This is a genomic window from Methylocaldum sp. (assembly GCF_039794385.1).
Taxonomy (GTDB): domain Bacteria; phylum Pseudomonadota; class Gammaproteobacteria; order Methylococcales; family Methylococcaceae; genus Methylocaldum.
Window position 1 is genome coordinate 1 of record NZ_JBDIVO010000096.1, and the last position, 14,383, is coordinate 14,383.

Annotated in this window: 10 protein-coding genes; 4 read left to right on the forward strand and 6 right to left on the reverse strand. The window is 59.8% G+C overall.

The window, feature by feature from the left end; all coding sequences use genetic code 11:
• The first annotated feature begins 223 nt into the window (after positions 1-223).
• A complete protein-coding gene (locus ABJK70_RS10435) occupies positions 224-1,525 on the forward strand; it encodes a porin (RefSeq protein ID WP_086134706.1) in 1,302 nt (433 codons plus the stop codon).
• Between the two features lie 186 nt (positions 1,526-1,711).
• Here the strand turns inward: ABJK70_RS10435 and ABJK70_RS10440 are convergent, their stop codons facing one another.
• From ABJK70_RS10440 to ABJK70_RS10465, 6 genes are all read right to left on the reverse strand, one after another.
• Complete coding sequence (locus ABJK70_RS10440; protein ID WP_086134707.1) at positions 1,712-1,942, reverse strand: hypothetical protein; 231 nt, start codon at positions 1,940-1,942, stop codon at positions 1,712-1,714.
• Positions 1,943-2,033: 91 nt separating this feature from the next.
• Positions 2,034-3,818 carry an acyl-CoA dehydrogenase C-terminal domain-containing protein gene (locus ABJK70_RS10445; RefSeq protein WP_086134708.1) on the reverse strand — a complete coding sequence of 595 codons (1,785 nt, stop codon included), beginning with the start codon at positions 3,816-3,818 and terminating at the stop codon, positions 2,034-2,036.
• Positions 3,819-3,820: 2 nt separating this feature from the next.
• Positions 3,821-6,160 carry a 3-hydroxyacyl-CoA dehydrogenase/enoyl-CoA hydratase family protein gene (locus tag ABJK70_RS10450; protein ID WP_240507064.1) on the reverse strand — a complete coding sequence of 780 codons (2,340 nt, stop codon included), beginning with the start codon at positions 6,158-6,160 and terminating at the stop codon, positions 3,821-3,823.
• A gap of 53 nt (positions 6,161-6,213) precedes the next feature.
• Positions 6,214-7,350 carry a thiolase family protein gene (locus tag ABJK70_RS10455; protein ID WP_347257949.1) on the reverse strand — a complete coding sequence of 379 codons (1,137 nt, stop codon included), beginning with the start codon at positions 7,348-7,350 and terminating at the stop codon, positions 6,214-6,216.
• 177 nt (positions 7,351-7,527) lie between these two features.
• Entirely contained in the window at positions 7,528-9,246 is a 1,719-nt protein-coding gene (locus ABJK70_RS10460; RefSeq protein ID WP_205780789.1) for an AMP-binding protein, read from the reverse strand.
• A 42-nt stretch (positions 9,247-9,288) separates the two neighbouring features.
• Positions 9,289-11,598, reverse strand: coding sequence for an alpha/beta fold hydrolase (locus ABJK70_RS10465; protein ID WP_168183852.1), 2,310 nt, complete (start codon positions 11,596-11,598; stop codon positions 9,289-9,291).
• A 156-nt stretch (positions 11,599-11,754) separates the two neighbouring features.
• Between ABJK70_RS10465 and yjgA the strand changes: the two genes are divergently transcribed.
• From yjgA to ABJK70_RS10480, 3 genes are all read left to right on the forward strand, one after another.
• Positions 11,755-12,273 (forward strand): ribosome biogenesis factor YjgA, encoded by a 519-nt coding sequence (gene yjgA / locus ABJK70_RS10470; protein ID WP_077730786.1) that lies wholly within the window; start codon positions 11,755-11,757, stop codon positions 12,271-12,273.
• 9 nt (positions 12,274-12,282) lie between these two features.
• Positions 12,283-13,551 (forward strand): TIGR03790 family protein, encoded by a 1,269-nt coding sequence (locus ABJK70_RS10475; RefSeq protein WP_347257950.1) that lies wholly within the window; start codon positions 12,283-12,285, stop codon positions 13,549-13,551.
• A 58-nt stretch (positions 13,552-13,609) separates the two neighbouring features.
• The coding region (locus ABJK70_RS10480) for a glycosyl transferase (protein ID WP_347257951.1) at positions 13,610-14,383 on the forward strand (774 nt) is incomplete at its 3' end.

A 14,383-nucleotide genomic window follows, 5' to 3' on the forward strand; every position in this document is an offset into this window, starting at 1 on the left:
GAGAGGTCGGTCTTGTGCTCCGAAATGGTGCAGAAAAACCGGATTCGACTATCGCCTAGAGTCTTTCATTGCTGCCGGAAGCAGATGTCCGTTCAGCCGATCCGGGAAGACCAACGTTGCTTATTGTTTTTTAAGAGGCATGGCGCGCTTTGTGCTTTTGTAGTCTTTCGACGACTCACAGGGCTCCGCTGTTTAAGCGCAAGAAACACAGGAGCCTGAACTCATGAAAAACATCAAATCGAAGCGTCATCTGGCACTCATCGCGGGCGGGCTGATGAGTATCGGTGACCCGAGCCGGGCAGAAGAGACATCCGGTTTATTGGGGGGATTAAAGGTCATCAACGAATCGGCCTGGATGAAATCCCTGGGGCTGACCCTGACCGGCTGGATAGACGCGGGTATTACCTACAACGCCAACGATCCGGCGGACAACTACAACGGTCCCGTGATCTTCAACGATCGGGCCGGCGAGTTTCAGCTCAATCAGTTGGTGGTGGATTTGTCCCGAACCGTGAACGTCGAGGGCGGCGATTGGGACGTGGGCGGAAAGCTGACTTTCATGTTCGGTACCGACGCCCGGACCAACACCATCAACGCCTATGGCGACGGCCACTGGGACAACGACTTGATCGGCGACGACACGCGTTTCTACAAAATCGCGCTTCCCAACGCTTATATCGACGTGTTCGCACCGTTCGGCAACGGAATCACGGCACGGCTGGGCCGTTTCTATACCATCATGGGTTATGAAACGGGTCTGTCTCCGGACAACTTCTTTTATTCCCACCCGTATACCTTCCAGTACGGCGAACCCTTTACCCATACCGGGGCCATGTTCACCTACCCGGTCGTCAGCAATCTGTTGGTCACCCTCGGGGCCGTCACCGGAGGACACAATCAGTTCGGCGGATCGCTGGACGGCAATGCGGGCTGGGACGGTTTCGACAAGAATATGGAGAACTGGAATTTTCTGGGCGGCGTTTTCTGGAATACCGACGATAAGGCTACGTCGGTCGGACTCTCGATCATCACCGGGGATGTCAACGCCGATAACGACCTCGACGATTTTCGCCGGGAAACGGGCATCGACAAAAAGGACAATCGCACCTTCTACAGTTTCATTTTCAAGCAGAATTTCACCGATCACTTGCACTATGTCTTCCAGCACGATCACGGCATAGAGCAACAACATCCGTTGAACAACTTCAAGGACGCTCAGTGGTACGGCATTCAGCAGCAGCTGATCTACGATGTCACCGATACCGTGGGCGTGGGATTGAGGGGCGAGTGGTTCCGCGATGACGACGGCGTGCGGGTTGCGCAAATGTGTCCCGGCTGCGCCGTTCTTGCTTCCGGACCCGCCAGCTATTACGGCGTTACCCTTGGCTTGAACTGGAAACCGCTGGACTGGGTCGCGGTTCGTCCCGAAGTCCGATACGACTGGGCTGACGGAATAGACAACTACGACGCGCGCAAGAAAAGCGATCAGCTTTTATTCGCTATCGACGCGGTCATCAAGTTCTGAGGAGTTCCATTCTCCGCCGCGGATCGAGAGCATTGATCGTAGGGTGGGTTAGCGGAGCGTAACCCACCGATTCGAGGTGGTTCGGCGGGTTACGGCCTCGCGGCCTAACCCACCATCGATGGGTTTTGCTTCGCTCTACCCATCCTACAAACTACAAACAGTGGCGCTGTCGGCAGCATTTCCTGCTTAGTGCAGCAAAGTCAGTTCCCACCGGCTGTCCCGATCGTTCTGGCGGATGGTGTAGATGTGGCAATCGTCGCCGAGCACCTTGAAGTAGCGGTGCTCCGGCGTGGTCCAGCGGTTGAGGATTTCCACCTTGACTTTGCGGTCGTCGATCAACATCCGCCGCGGTTCTTCGTCGCCGCGATAGCCGGCATAACAGAACACCCTGATTTCGGAAAAAGATTCACGTTTCATGCGCCTTAGAACTGTCCAAAGGGTAACCTTTCTTAGACAGTTCCAGGGCGTTTGTATCGTCAAAGTGACGTGGAGTGGTTCCGGAGTCGGTCTAAAACGCCTCGTCCTTGAAATCCATGATGCTCCCGCTGCCGGAAAGAATGGCGGAAAAGAGCCCCGAGGTTCTGGGCAAGATGCGCTCCATGAAAAAGCGAGCGGTGTCGAGCTTGGCCTGATAAAAGCCGGTTGTATCGTTCTCGACCTTTGTTTGCGCGATTTCCGCCATGCGCGCCCAGCAATAGGCCATGGTGGTGAGGCCGAACAGATGCAGGTAGTCGTAGGCCGCGGCGCCGGCTTCGTTGGGGTCGGCGAGACTGCGCTCGGCGATGAAGGCCGTCGCGCGTTGCAGCCGGCCGAACGCCTTGGCCAGCGGTTCGGTGACGAAGGCCAGTTGAGCCTGCCCGGTACGTTCGTCGAGATAACGCTGGACCGGGTGGAAGAAGCTGCGCAAGTACCGCCCGGCATGGGCGGGCAGCTTGCGTCCGACCAGGTCCAGCGCCTGGATGCCGTTGGCGCCCTCGTAGATCTGGGCGATGCGCGCATCGCGCACGAACTGTTCGATGCCGTGTTCTCGAATATAGCCGTGCCCGCCGTATACCTGCATGGCCAGATTGGCGGTTTCGAACCCGAGATCCGTGAAGAAGGCCTTCACCACGGGCGTCAGCAGGGCGACGAAGTCCTCCGCCTGCTGGCGGATTCCGGGGTCCGGGTGCCGGTTTTCCTTGTCCAATTGAGCGCCGACCCAGGCCGACATCGCCCGCATCCCTTCGGTATAGGCGCGCATGGTCAAGAGCATGCGCCGCACGTCCGGATGGACGATGAGCGGATCGGCCGGCTTGTCGGGATTTTTCGGGCCGGTCAGGGCGCGGCCTTGCAAGCGCTCCTTGGCATAGGCCGCGGCATTTTGATAGGCCACTTCGCCGAGCCCCAGCCCCTGCAATCCGACTTCGAGGCGGGCGCTGTTCATCATCACGAACATGGCGCGGAGTCCTTTATGGAGATCTCCGATCAGATAGCCGGTGGCGTCTTCGAGGCTCAGGCTGCATGTGCTCGAGCCCTTGATGCCCATTTTGTGCTCGATGGCCGTGCAGAAGATGCGGTTGCGAGGTCCGAGGCTTCCGTCCGGGTTGACCAGGAACTTCGGCACCAGAAACAGGCTTATGCCCTTGACCCCAGGCGGGGCGTCGGGTGCGCGCGCCAGGACCATCTGGATGATGTTTTCGCTGAGATCCTGCTCGCCGCCCGAAATGAAAATCTTGTTGCCGGTGAGCCGATAAGTGCCGTCGGCTTGCGGAACCGCCTTGGTGCGGAGCAGGCCGAGATCGGTGCCGCATTGCGGCTCGGTCAGGCACATGGTGCCGGTCCAGCGTCCTTCCACCATGTTCGGAAGATAAAGATTCTTGATCTCCTCCGAGGCCGTCTTGAGCAGCAACTGATAGGCGCCGTGGGTCAGCTTGGTGTAGATGGCGAAGGACAGATTGCTGGCCGACATCATTTCCGAGGTCAGCACGTAGACCGTTTCCGGAAGTCCCTGCCCGCCGTATTCGGGGCGGCTGGTCAACCCCGGCCAGCCGCCTTCCCGGTAGCGCTGATACGCGTCCTTGAAGCCGCGCGGAGTGTGCACCTCGCCGTTCTCGAGCCGGCAGCCTTCCTCGTCGCCGCTCCGGTTGAGGGGGAACAGAATGTTTTCGGCCACCTTGGCCATTTCCTCCAGGACCGCATCCACCAGCTCGGGCGGCACGTCCTCCATGCCGGGCATGTCCTCCAAGTGCTGGTCGGCCAGGAACTCGTGGTAGATGAAGCGCATGTCGCGCAAGGGTGCTTTGTAGGTGGCCATGGCTAGTTCCTCAAAGGCTTGCCGGTTTCCAGCATGTGTTCCATGCGGGCGATCGTTTCCTTTCGCTTGACCAGGTCCATGAAGGCGCGCCGCTCCAATGCCAAGAGATCGTCTTCGGACAATGGCTTGCTGATGTCGGTATCGCTTCCAGTGAGTACATCGGCCAAGGCTCCGGCGACAACAGCGTCGTGGGCCGTGGCCTTGCCGAGCCGCCGGTACTGGCCGATGGCCATGTCCAGCGCGGCCTTGCCCGAAGGCCCTGGGAGATAAAAGACCGGCGGCTCGGGCGGCGCGTAGCTTTCGCTCAGCGCCAGCGCCTTTTCCTTGGCGTCGAACAGCAGCCGGTCGCGGTTCATGGTGATGCCGTCGGTGGGGCGCAGGAACAGAAGGTCTTTCGCTTCCTGGGCCGATTTCGACACAGTGGCGACGCTGACGGTTTCGAAGACGCGGGCGACCGGCGCCATCGGGCCTTGGGGAGATTTCTTGTCGGCGAAGGCGCGCAGCAGCATCTCCTTGCAGCCGCCCCAGCCGGGAGTCACGCCGACGCCGGCTTCCACCAGCCCCATGTACAATTCGGCATGAGCCTGGACGGCATCGCAATGGAGCAGAATTTCGCATCCGCCGCCGAGGGCCATTCCCGAGGGCGCGCCGACCACGGGGAAGGGCGCGTATTCGAGTGCCTTGAACGCCTCCTGGCCCTGTTTGACCATGTTCTCCACTTCCGGCCACAGCGCGATGTTGACGCCGAAGAGCAGCACCCCGAGATTGGCTCCGGCGGAGAAATTGTCGGCTTCGTTGTAAATCACCAGCGCGCGGTAATCGCTCCGCACGATGTCGACAGCCTTGTGGACCAGCTTGAGCACCAGAGGATCGAAGGTGTTCATCTTGCTCTGGAATTCCAGGCAGACGACGCCGTCGCCCACGTCCCAAAGGCTCGCCGAAGGATTCTTCGTCAGAGGCTTGCTGCGCCGCTTGACGTCGGCCAGCAGCAAGACGCCGGGTGGCCGGTTCACCGCTCGTAGAGTGGGCTTGGTCCCGCCCGTGCCGGTGAATGCAAGCCCGTGCAGCCGCCCGTCGACGACTTGGTAAAGCGGTCCGTCGTGTCGGAGCAGATCTGGCACGGGCTTGCCCATGGCTTCGAGCATCCGGACCAGGTTTTCGTCGCCGATCCGGTCGATCAGTTCGAACGGGCCGTACTGCCAGTTGTAGCCCAGCCGCATGGCACGGTCGACCGATTCCAGGTCGTCGGCGACGTGCGGCGCCACCTCGGCGGCGTAAGCCAGGGTCTGGGCCATGACGCTCCGGGCGTATTCGGCGGTCTTGTCGTGGAACTGCAGCAGCCCGGCCAAGCCGCCCGCCTTCATCGCCGCGATGCTGGCGAGTTCCGGTTTGGTGCTGACCCGGTACGCGCCGGTTTGAAGGTCCAGCGCTTCCTTGATCCGCTCGCCGCGGTTCCGGTTCAAGCGATAAAATCCGCCTTTGCCTTTGCGTCCGGTATAGCCTTCCGCGATCATCCGCGTCACCAGGTCCGGCACTTGGCTGATGGCGTGGAACGGATCGTTCGGCGGAAGCGCCCGATCCATGCCGGGAACGATGTGGGGGACGAGATCGAGACCGACCAGGTCGAGCAGGCCGAATATGCCGGTTTTCGGGATGCCGAACGGATGGCTGATGACGGTGTCGGCTTTCTCGACGGTGAGCCCGAGACGCAGGGCTTCCAGGAGCCCCAGCTGCAGCCAGAAGATGCCGATGCGGTTGGCGATGAAGCCGGGCGTATCGTTGGAATGCACGATGCTCTTGCCGAGCCGCCGGTCGCCGAAGTCGACCAGCGCGGCTAGCGCATCGGGCCGGGTTTCGGGGCCGTAAACGATTTCCAGCAGCCGCATGTAGCGCGGCGGATTGAAGAAGTGAGTGATCAGGAAGTCGCGCCGGAAATTCTCCGGCATGTCCCGCGTGAGCTCGGCGAGCGGGAGGGTGGAGGTGTTGGAGGAAACGACGGAACCGGATTTGCGGACACTGTCCAGGTTGCGGTAGAGCCTGTGCTTGATGTCCGGTTTTTCGATTACCGCCTCGATGATCCAATCGGCCTCGGCGAGTTTTTCGAGATCGTCCTCGATGTTGCCGGGCGTGATCCGCGCGAGATTCTTGCGGTGCATCAACGGGGGCGGATCGGTTTCCTGAAGCTTCTTCAAGGCGTTCTTGGCAACCATGTTCCGATCCGTTGCGCCTTCGGGCACGATGTCCAGCAACAAAACCGGGACGCCGGCGTTGGCGGCCTGGGCCGCGATAGCCGATCCCATGACTCCTGCGCCGATGACAGCCATTTTTTCTATTTTCATCATGTCGGCCTCACTTGACTTGGAGACGGGCCATCCGAGGCCCGCCTTTTCAAAGTTCAAACCGCTTCCAGAATCGTCGCGATGCCTTGTCCGCCGCCTATGCACTGCGTCGCCAGGGCGTAGCGCTTCTTTTCCTTTTTCAGCAGCGACGCCGCTTTTCCGGTGATGCGGGCTCCGCTCGCGCCCAGCGGATGGCCCAGGGCGATGGCGCCGCCGTGGAGATTGAGCTTGCTCTCGTCGATGCCGAGTTCACGGATGCACGCCAGCGCCTGGACCGCGAAGGCTTCGTTCAATTCGATGATATCGATGTCCTCGAGAGCGAGCCCTGCGCGTTGCAACGCCTTGCGGCTCGCGGCGACCGGACCTATGCCCATGATCTCTGGGGCGCAGCCGGCCACCGCGATGCTCTTGACGCGCGCCAGGGGTTCGAGTCCGTGGCGTTCCGCGTAATCCTCGGAGCAGACCAGGACCGCGGCGGCGCCGTCGGTGAGGGGCGAAGAGGTTCCGGCCGTGACCACGCCGTTCTCCCTGAAGGCAGGTCTAAGACCGGCCAAGCCCTCCGGAGTGGTTTCGGGACGTGGGCAGCCGTCCTCCGTTACGGTGCCGTCGGGTGTTTCGATCGGGATCAGTTCGTCGTCGAATTGGCCTGCGGCTTTGGCTTCCCGCGTTTTGCGCTGGCTGTCGAAGGCGAAGCGCTCCTGGTCGGCGCGGCTGATGCCGTACCGCTCGACCAGGTTTTCCGCGGTTTCCCCCATGCTCATGTAGGCTTGCGGATATTCCTGGTAAAGCTTGGGGTGAGGCATCGGATTGAAGCCCGTCATCGGCACCCGGCTCATGGATTCGACGCCGGCGCAGATGAACGCCTCGCCGGCATTCAGTTGAATGGCTCCCGCCGCCTGGTGTATGGCCTGCATGGACGAGCCGCAGAACCGGTTGATGGTGGTGCCTGCGACCGACTGCGGGAGACCGGCCAGGAATACCACGAGACGGCCCAAATTGAAGCCTTGCTCGGCTTCCGGAAAGGCGCAGCCGAGGATCAAATCCTCGATGTCTTCGGGTTTGGCGCCGGTTTTGCGCAACAAGGCTTTCACCACTTGCGCGGCCAATTCGTCGGGGCGGATGCCGCTGAGCTGCCCTTTCTTGGCCGGGGTAAACGGCGAGCGGCAGTAGCCGGCGATGACAACGTTTTTCATGGTCTGCCTCCTGACAGGAAACGCCACAAAGGACAGGAGATCGCTCGATCTCCGAAACGGAAACAACAATTAAATACAGAAATGGCGGCGTATCGCCTGTGGCCGCCTAAATCGGCCGTGTCATCCGAAATTCTTAGACGCAGCGGGAATTAAAGGAACGTGCTGCGTGTCGTATTGTTAAGTCAGTTTCCGCAACTCGCGGCGAAGAATCTTGCCTACGGCGCTCTTCGGGAGTTCGTCGCGGAATTCTATATACTTAGGCACCTTGTAGGCCGCCAAGTTCATACGGCAGTAGCGGCGGACGGTGTCCGCATCCAGGCTCTCGTCCTTGCGCACGATAAAAACCTTGACCGTTTCTCCGGTCTTGTCGTCCGGCACGCCTATCGCGGCACACTCCCGAACAGCCGGGTGGGTACTTAAGACGGCCTCGAGTTCATTGGGATAAACGTTGAAGCCCGAGACGAGAATCATGTCCTTCTTGCGGTCCACGATATAGAAGAATCCGTTTTCGTCCATCCGGGCGATGTCCCCGGTACGCAGCCACCCGTCCGGCGTCATGACGTTTTCGGTTTCGTCCGGGCTGTTCCAATAACCCTTCATGACCTGAGGTCCGCGCACGTACAGCTCGCCAGCCGTCCCGACCGGCAGCGGACGTCCGTCGTCGTCCCGAACGCTGCATTCGGTGGATGGCACGGGAAGCCCGATGCTGCCGTTGAATTCCGTCAATCCGGGCGGATTGACGGAAACCACGGGAGAGGTTTCGGTCAAGCCATAACCTTCGGTGATCGGGCAGCCGGTCACTTGCTGCCAGCGGTTCGCCACGGCTTCCTCGGTCGGCATGCCGCCGCTGATGACGAACTTGAGCGAGCTGAAATCCAGTTCGTCGAAGCCGGGCGTGTTGAGCAATCCCTTGAAGAGCGTGTTGACGCCGGTTATGACGCTGAAACGCACCTTGCCGAGCATCTTAATGAGACCTTGCAGGTCTCGCGGATTGGTAATGAGATAGTTCAACCCACCCAGTTCGGTGAAGCACAGCAAATCCACGGTCAGGGCAAAGATGTGGTAGAGCGGCAGCGCGGTGATCACGACTTCCTCGCCTTTGACCATCGCTCGTTCCGGGGGAAGTCCGCCGACAATCCACTGGGTGCACTGCTCCACGTTCGCAAGCAGATTGCGGTGCGTCAGCATGGCCCCTTTGGCGATGCCGGTGGTGCCTCCGGTGTATTGGAGAAAGGCGACGTCTTCCAGTTTCAGATCATGCCTTTCGAAAGAAAGCAGGCTGCCTTCCTGCAGGGCCGTATTGAAGGAGACGGCCTCGCTGATGTGGGTGCCGGGGTTTCCCGTTTTGAACAGGCGCACGTACCAGTTGATCAGATAGGAGCGGGGAAACCGCAGCAGGTCGCCGAGTCCGGAAATGATGATCGCCTTGAGCTTTAATCTTGGAAGCGCGGCCGCTACTGCCGGGACGAAATTCTCGAGCATCACCAGGGCTGCTGCCCCCGAGTCTTGGAGTTGATGTTCCAATTCGCGGGCGGAGTAGAGGGGATTCGTGTTGACGACGATCAGCCCGGCGCGCAGCGCGCCCCATAAGGCAACGGGTTGCTGCGAGACATTCGGCAGCATGATGGCGATCCGTTCACCTCGTTCCAGGCCTAGGCGTCGGTTCAGGAAACTGGCGAAATGCCGGCTCAGCTCCTCGAGTTCGGCATAGCAAAGAGTCCGCCCCAAATTGGAAAGTGCCGGCCGTTCCCGATAGCGGGCGGCCATTTCTTCGAAAAAATGCGCCAGCGAAGAGTATTGCGGTTCGCCGATGGTTTCCGGGACGCCCGGCGGATAGCTCTTCAACCAGGGCTTTTCCATGACGTATTGCGACAAGGTGCTTTGAAGGTTTCGCATGGCGCTCTCCGCTGCACAATAAATCACTTGAACGGGTTCGACTCAACCCGCCGGGGCGTCCCTGGTCAAAAAGCGAGTCACGATGTCCCTTATACCACCAATATCCTCCGCGAGCATATTGTGGCGATCGGCATGCACGGACCGGAGAATCCTGTTCTTCGAGCTCAGGGCCTTATAGATCATCCGCGCGCTTTCCGGATCGAGAATCGGATCGTGATCGGCCTGTGCCAATAATACCGGACACTGCACGTCCGCGAGACTTTCCTCCAGTTCCTGGATCAAGCGGCGCAGTTCGTAGAGCGTACGCAGAGGCACTTCCCGATAGGCGTATTGCGGATATTCCGGCGTTCTTTCCACGAACGGCCGGCTGTTTCGCCGAGACATCCAGCGAACCAGAATGTTTGGGCTGCGGAGCAGCGGAGCCATGGGACCCGACGCGCTGAACTTGAAGGGCGGCGAAATCGCGGCTATCCCTGCCAAGCGCTCAGGCTGTTCGCTGGCCAGTTGCAGCGCCAACAGACCGCCGATTCCGGTGCCGACGATGTAAATGTGAGACGCATAAGCCTTCATGATCTCGTACCCGCGGCGCAAGGATTCGAGCCAGTCCTCCCAGCGTCGGTCTTTGAGGTCGTAGGGCGAAGTTCCGTGGCCTTTCAAACGGACGCCGAGGGCGTGAAAACCGAGATCGGCCAAGCGTCCGCCGAAGTCGCGCATTTCGGCCGGCGAAGACAAAAGTTCGTGGATCAGAATCACGCCGGCACCATTGCTCGATCGCGCCTTCAGAAAGAAGGGGCGAGGGCTCGCGGCCGCGGTTATCGCAGGAGACGTCAAACTTGGAGCGTGTTTGGCATAGTGCTTCGAATCCCATCGCCATGACCTGACCTCATCGTCGAACTGAAGATTTGCCAGTTCGAGAGCGCTTAGCTTCTTTTCCACCGATAGGGCGCGCTTGACTGCCTCCGTAATGCCGGAAATGGGTTCGATCTCGTTGGCATAAACCGAGATTACGTTTTCGATGCGAATTTCATCGAATTCGTGTTCATGAAGCAGCTTGGGCAGCAACCGATAACGATCCGGATGAACTTCGATCAGCCCGCTGGCTTTCGCGGTATCGATCAATTCTTGCAGACCGGAATGTTCGCCTTCCAGCAGGTTTCGATATTCCTCGGGGTCTTGCAGGCTGCGGTGAAGATGTACGTGCGGCAATCGCTGGGTGTATTTGATGGCCAAATACAGGCTGCGGAAAAATTCGGCCCGGTCGATCTCGATCCGGTTACGTCTTGCGCGATACAAAATCAGTGTCGAGGCGAGGTGGCTGAGATTCACCGTCACCGCCTGATACATCTCGCGCATATATTTGTTGCGCACGATCTGGGCACGCTGGCGCAGCCGGCCGGCCAGGAGCCGCTCTTTCGTGTTGGCGGGTTTCCGGGTGACGGCGAAGACATCGTCGATTGTCCCGATGCGCGGCGCTACCCATTTTGCCAGCCAGGTTTCCCAGTGGTGCCAGGACTCCGACGCGATAATCGGATGTCCGAACTGGATATCCATATCGGTGTTGCGCAGCAGGATATTCCCCTCGATCAGGATTTCTTCCGCAGCCCGCCGGCTCAGCCCACGGCTCAACAGTTCGGCGGCGCTGCTCAAAATATGTTCGTTGATGCGTATGGGATAGAAGGTAATGTTCGCCGGAACCACGATGGTGGGTTGGTGCGCGGCGGCCAGCAGGGCTTCGCGGCTCTCCATCCCGAGCGCCTCGGCCCATGATGTCAGACGCTCCTGCTGCCCTTGGTGCTCGGCGCGGCGCACGGCCATTTTGAAGATTTCAAGACCCATCGCCAGAACGGCGGCCCCGGTATGGTGTTTGCGCCTATCCATGCTGACTCGGGAGTAAATGCTGTAGCGGCCTCTTTTGTCGAGAACCCGGCGGTCCTTCACCATGCCCCCTTCGGGAAAGATGACGACCTTGCGGCCGAGCAGGATTTGTTCGGCGAGCCAGGGCAGAAGTCTCGGGTAGTTGTTCGGGATGACGCCGACGTCGCGCAGGAATCCCGCCAGGACACTGTCTTCCTCCTCGAAGAATTCCGCCGAGGCCACCGAGCAGCAGTAGACCTTTCTGGCCTCGTACATCAGGTATTGGGGGATGAAGGTCTCGAATCGGGCGAAGTGGTTGAAAAGGAAGATATGGCCGCGATCAATGATGTCCGGGCTGCCGTGCAAGGTGATGCGGACCTTGAGCAGCTTCTTGATCTGCCGGAAAACGCGCACCGACCAGTCATAAGTCGAGGTGTTGATGCCATATTCCGGATCTGCGTTCGGATGGCCTTCCATGTGGCGTTGTTTGAGAAACATACTTTTTCTGTCGGGTAGCGTACTCTCTCTTTTCATTTAGATCCATCTGTGCCGATTGATTGCTCAATCGGCCGTCACCACCGTTTTGGTGGGACGAGTGGTATAGTAGGCCGAAAATTCAGTGCCGTTATCTGGCCTTTTTGTAGTCGCTTTCTCATGACGTGGACGGAAGATCCCGAAATTTCGCCGGATGAGTATCCGGAGCGAATCAGTAAATCCCAGTTGAAGCGCGAAAGCGCAGCCTTGCAGGATCTTGGAGAAGAGTTGATCGGCTTATCCCGCGAACAGCTCGAGCGGCTGGACTTGCCTGTAGAGCTGATGGAAGCGGTGCGGCTCGGACAGTCCATCACCGAGCGCGGCGCCCTCAAGCGGCAGCGCAAGTATATCGGCAAAGTGCTGCGCCATATCGACGCTGAACCCATTCGGGCAGGGCTCGCGGCCCTCAGGAACGAGAGCGCTGAAGCGGTGCACCGGCAGCATGTCATCGAACGTTGGCGCGATCGCATGATAGCCGAAGGCGATGCCGCGATTAACGAATTCTTGGCAGCCCATCCGGGAGCCGACCGGCAGAAGTTGCGGCAGCTGTCCCGAGACGCGCGCCGGGAGCGCGATGCGGCGGCTGCCCCCAAGTCTGCTCGCTTGCTGTTTCGGTACTTGCGGGAAGTTCTGGAGTGAGGTTGACCCGTGAAGTATCGGATTAGGTCGGTTTTTCTGCCGATCCTTTTCGCAGTCTTTGCCGCCGTATTTCAGGTTGCAAAGGCCGAAGAGAGTATCGATCGGCTGCTGTTTTCGCGGAGGTCGCTAGGGCCGGCGGAGTTGGCGGTCATCGTGAACGAGGCCGACCCGTCGAGCGTCGCCATCGGCAATTACTACCAAAAACGGCGAGGCATACCCGAGGAGAACATGATACGGGTGAGTTTTTCGCCGGGTTCCGACAACCTGCCGCGCGCCCAGTTCGAATCCGTCAAGCAGGCGGTGGACAGTCGGACGCCGCCGGGGGTTCAAGCCTATGCGCTCGCATGGATGGCGCCGTTCAGGGTCGATTGCATGTCGATCACCTCCGCTTTCGCGCTAGGTTTCGACCAAGCCTATTGTTCGAGCAAATGCGGCGAAACCAAGCCCAGCGGATACTTTCATTCCACCAGCCGCGCGCCTTATACCGATCACGGCATTCGGCCCGCGATGATGCTGGCCGGGCGCACGGTCCAGGATGTCCGCAAACTGATCGATCGCGGCATCGCCTCCGACCGGACCTATCCGGCCGGTACCGGTTACTTGCTGAACACCTCCGACAAGCACCGAAGCGTTCGGGCTGTCACGTTCGACAAGACGGTCGATACGCTCGGCGCGGCGATTCGGCTGCATCGGGTTGAAGCGGACTTCATCAGCGGCAAGCAGGATGTGCTGTTCTACTTTACCGGACTGGCGAAGGTGCCGGATCTCGACACCTTGGGTTTCGTGCCCGGGGCGATGGCGGATCACCTGACCTCGTTCGGCGGGAGGCTGACCGAAAATGCCCAGATGAGCAGCGTGCGCTGGCTGGAGGCGGGGGCCACGGCGAGCTACGGCACGGTGACGGAACCCTGCAATATCCTGAGCAAGTTTCCTCATCCGGCCGTGGCTATGTGGCACTATCTGGAAGGCGATACGGTACTCGAAGCCTATTGGAAAAGCGTCGCCCGGCCGGGGGAGGGCGTTTTCATCGGCGAGCCTTTGGCGGCGCCCTTCGCGCCTCAATTGATCCAGCATAAAGGCCTGATCACCGTCAAGCTGTTTTCCCCGAGGTCGCACATGCTGGCATTACAGGCCGCGACCAGCGCTATCGGACCCTACCGTTCGGCGGTCAAAACCTATGTCCTCATACCCGGCTATAATGAACTGTCCTTCCAATTGCCGGATACCGCCGCATTTTATCGATTGGCCTATCCGGGCGGCGAACAAACCAAGAAATAGTTCAAAAGAATTCGTGCCGGTTTTCTTTCGGCTGCCGAGCGGCGCAGCAAAATAACTGATGAGTCTTTTTTCGTTAGGGTTTTTGGTCATTTCCGTGCTGCTGGTTTCCGGCATCCTGACGGGAGCGGTGCGCGGTTACGCGACCAAACGCTTGCTGGATCTGCCCAATGCCCGCAGTTCCCACCAGGTGCCGACGCCCCGCGGCGGCGGTTTGGCGGTCGTGCTGTCTTTCACGCTCGTCGCGGCCGGTCTCCACTGGCTGGGACAAATCTCATTCGAGCTTTTTATGCTCGTGCTCGGGGCGCTGCCGATAGCCGCCATCGGTTTTTGGGACGATCACGGACACGTACCTGCAAGATGGCGTCTGATCGTGCAGATCGCTTGCGCCGGCTGGGCGCTTTATTGGCTGGGCGGCTTCGAATCGATCCGGTTCGCCGCCGAAATTTACGAATTGGGCTGGCTCGGCCCCGTTCTCGCCGGTTTGCTGGCGGTCTGGCTGTTGAACCTGTTCAACTTCATGGACGGCATAGACGGCATCGCGGGAATCGAGGTTGTTTCGGTGGCGATATCCGCGTACGGGCTTCTGGCCTATCAGTCGCCGCTGTTCCCAGGGGATGCAAATGTTTTATTGTTAGCTTTGGCGGCAGCGGCGGGCGGCTTCTTATGTTGGAACTGGCCTCCCGCGAAAATCTTCATGGGGGATGTTGGGAGCGCGTTCGTCGGGTTCGTTCTGGCCGTTTTCGCGCTGCGTACCTCCGTCGAAGGTACGCTGTCCCTGGCGGTCTGGCTGATTCTGTTCGGCGTGTTTTTCGTGGATGCGACCGTGACGCTG

Coding starts and splice junctions, on each gene's coding strand:
- ABJK70_RS10435 (WP_086134706.1), top strand. CDS start 224: ATGAAAAACATCAAATCGAAGCGTCATCTGGCACTCATCGCGGGCGGG.
- ABJK70_RS10440 (WP_086134707.1), bottom strand. CDS start 1,942: ATGAAACGTGAATCTTTTTCCGAAATCAGGGTGTTCTGTTATGCCGGC.
- ABJK70_RS10445 (WP_086134708.1), bottom strand. CDS start 3,818: ATGGCCACCTACAAAGCACCCTTGCGCGACATGCGCTTCATCTACCAC.
- ABJK70_RS10450 (WP_240507064.1), bottom strand. CDS start 6,160: ATGATGAAAATAGAAAAAATGGCTGTCATCGGCGCAGGAGTCATGGGA.
- ABJK70_RS10455 (WP_347257949.1), bottom strand. CDS start 7,350: ATGAAAAACGTTGTCATCGCCGGCTACTGCCGCTCGCCGTTTACCCCG.
- ABJK70_RS10460 (WP_205780789.1), bottom strand. CDS start 9,246: ATGCGAAACCTTCAAAGCACCTTGTCGCAATACGTCATGGAAAAGCCC.
- ABJK70_RS10465 (WP_168183852.1), bottom strand. CDS start 11,598: ATGTTTCTCAAACAACGCCACATGGAAGGCCATCCGAACGCAGATCCG.
- yjgA (WP_077730786.1), top strand. CDS start 11,755: ATGACGTGGACGGAAGATCCCGAAATTTCGCCGGATGAGTATCCGGAG.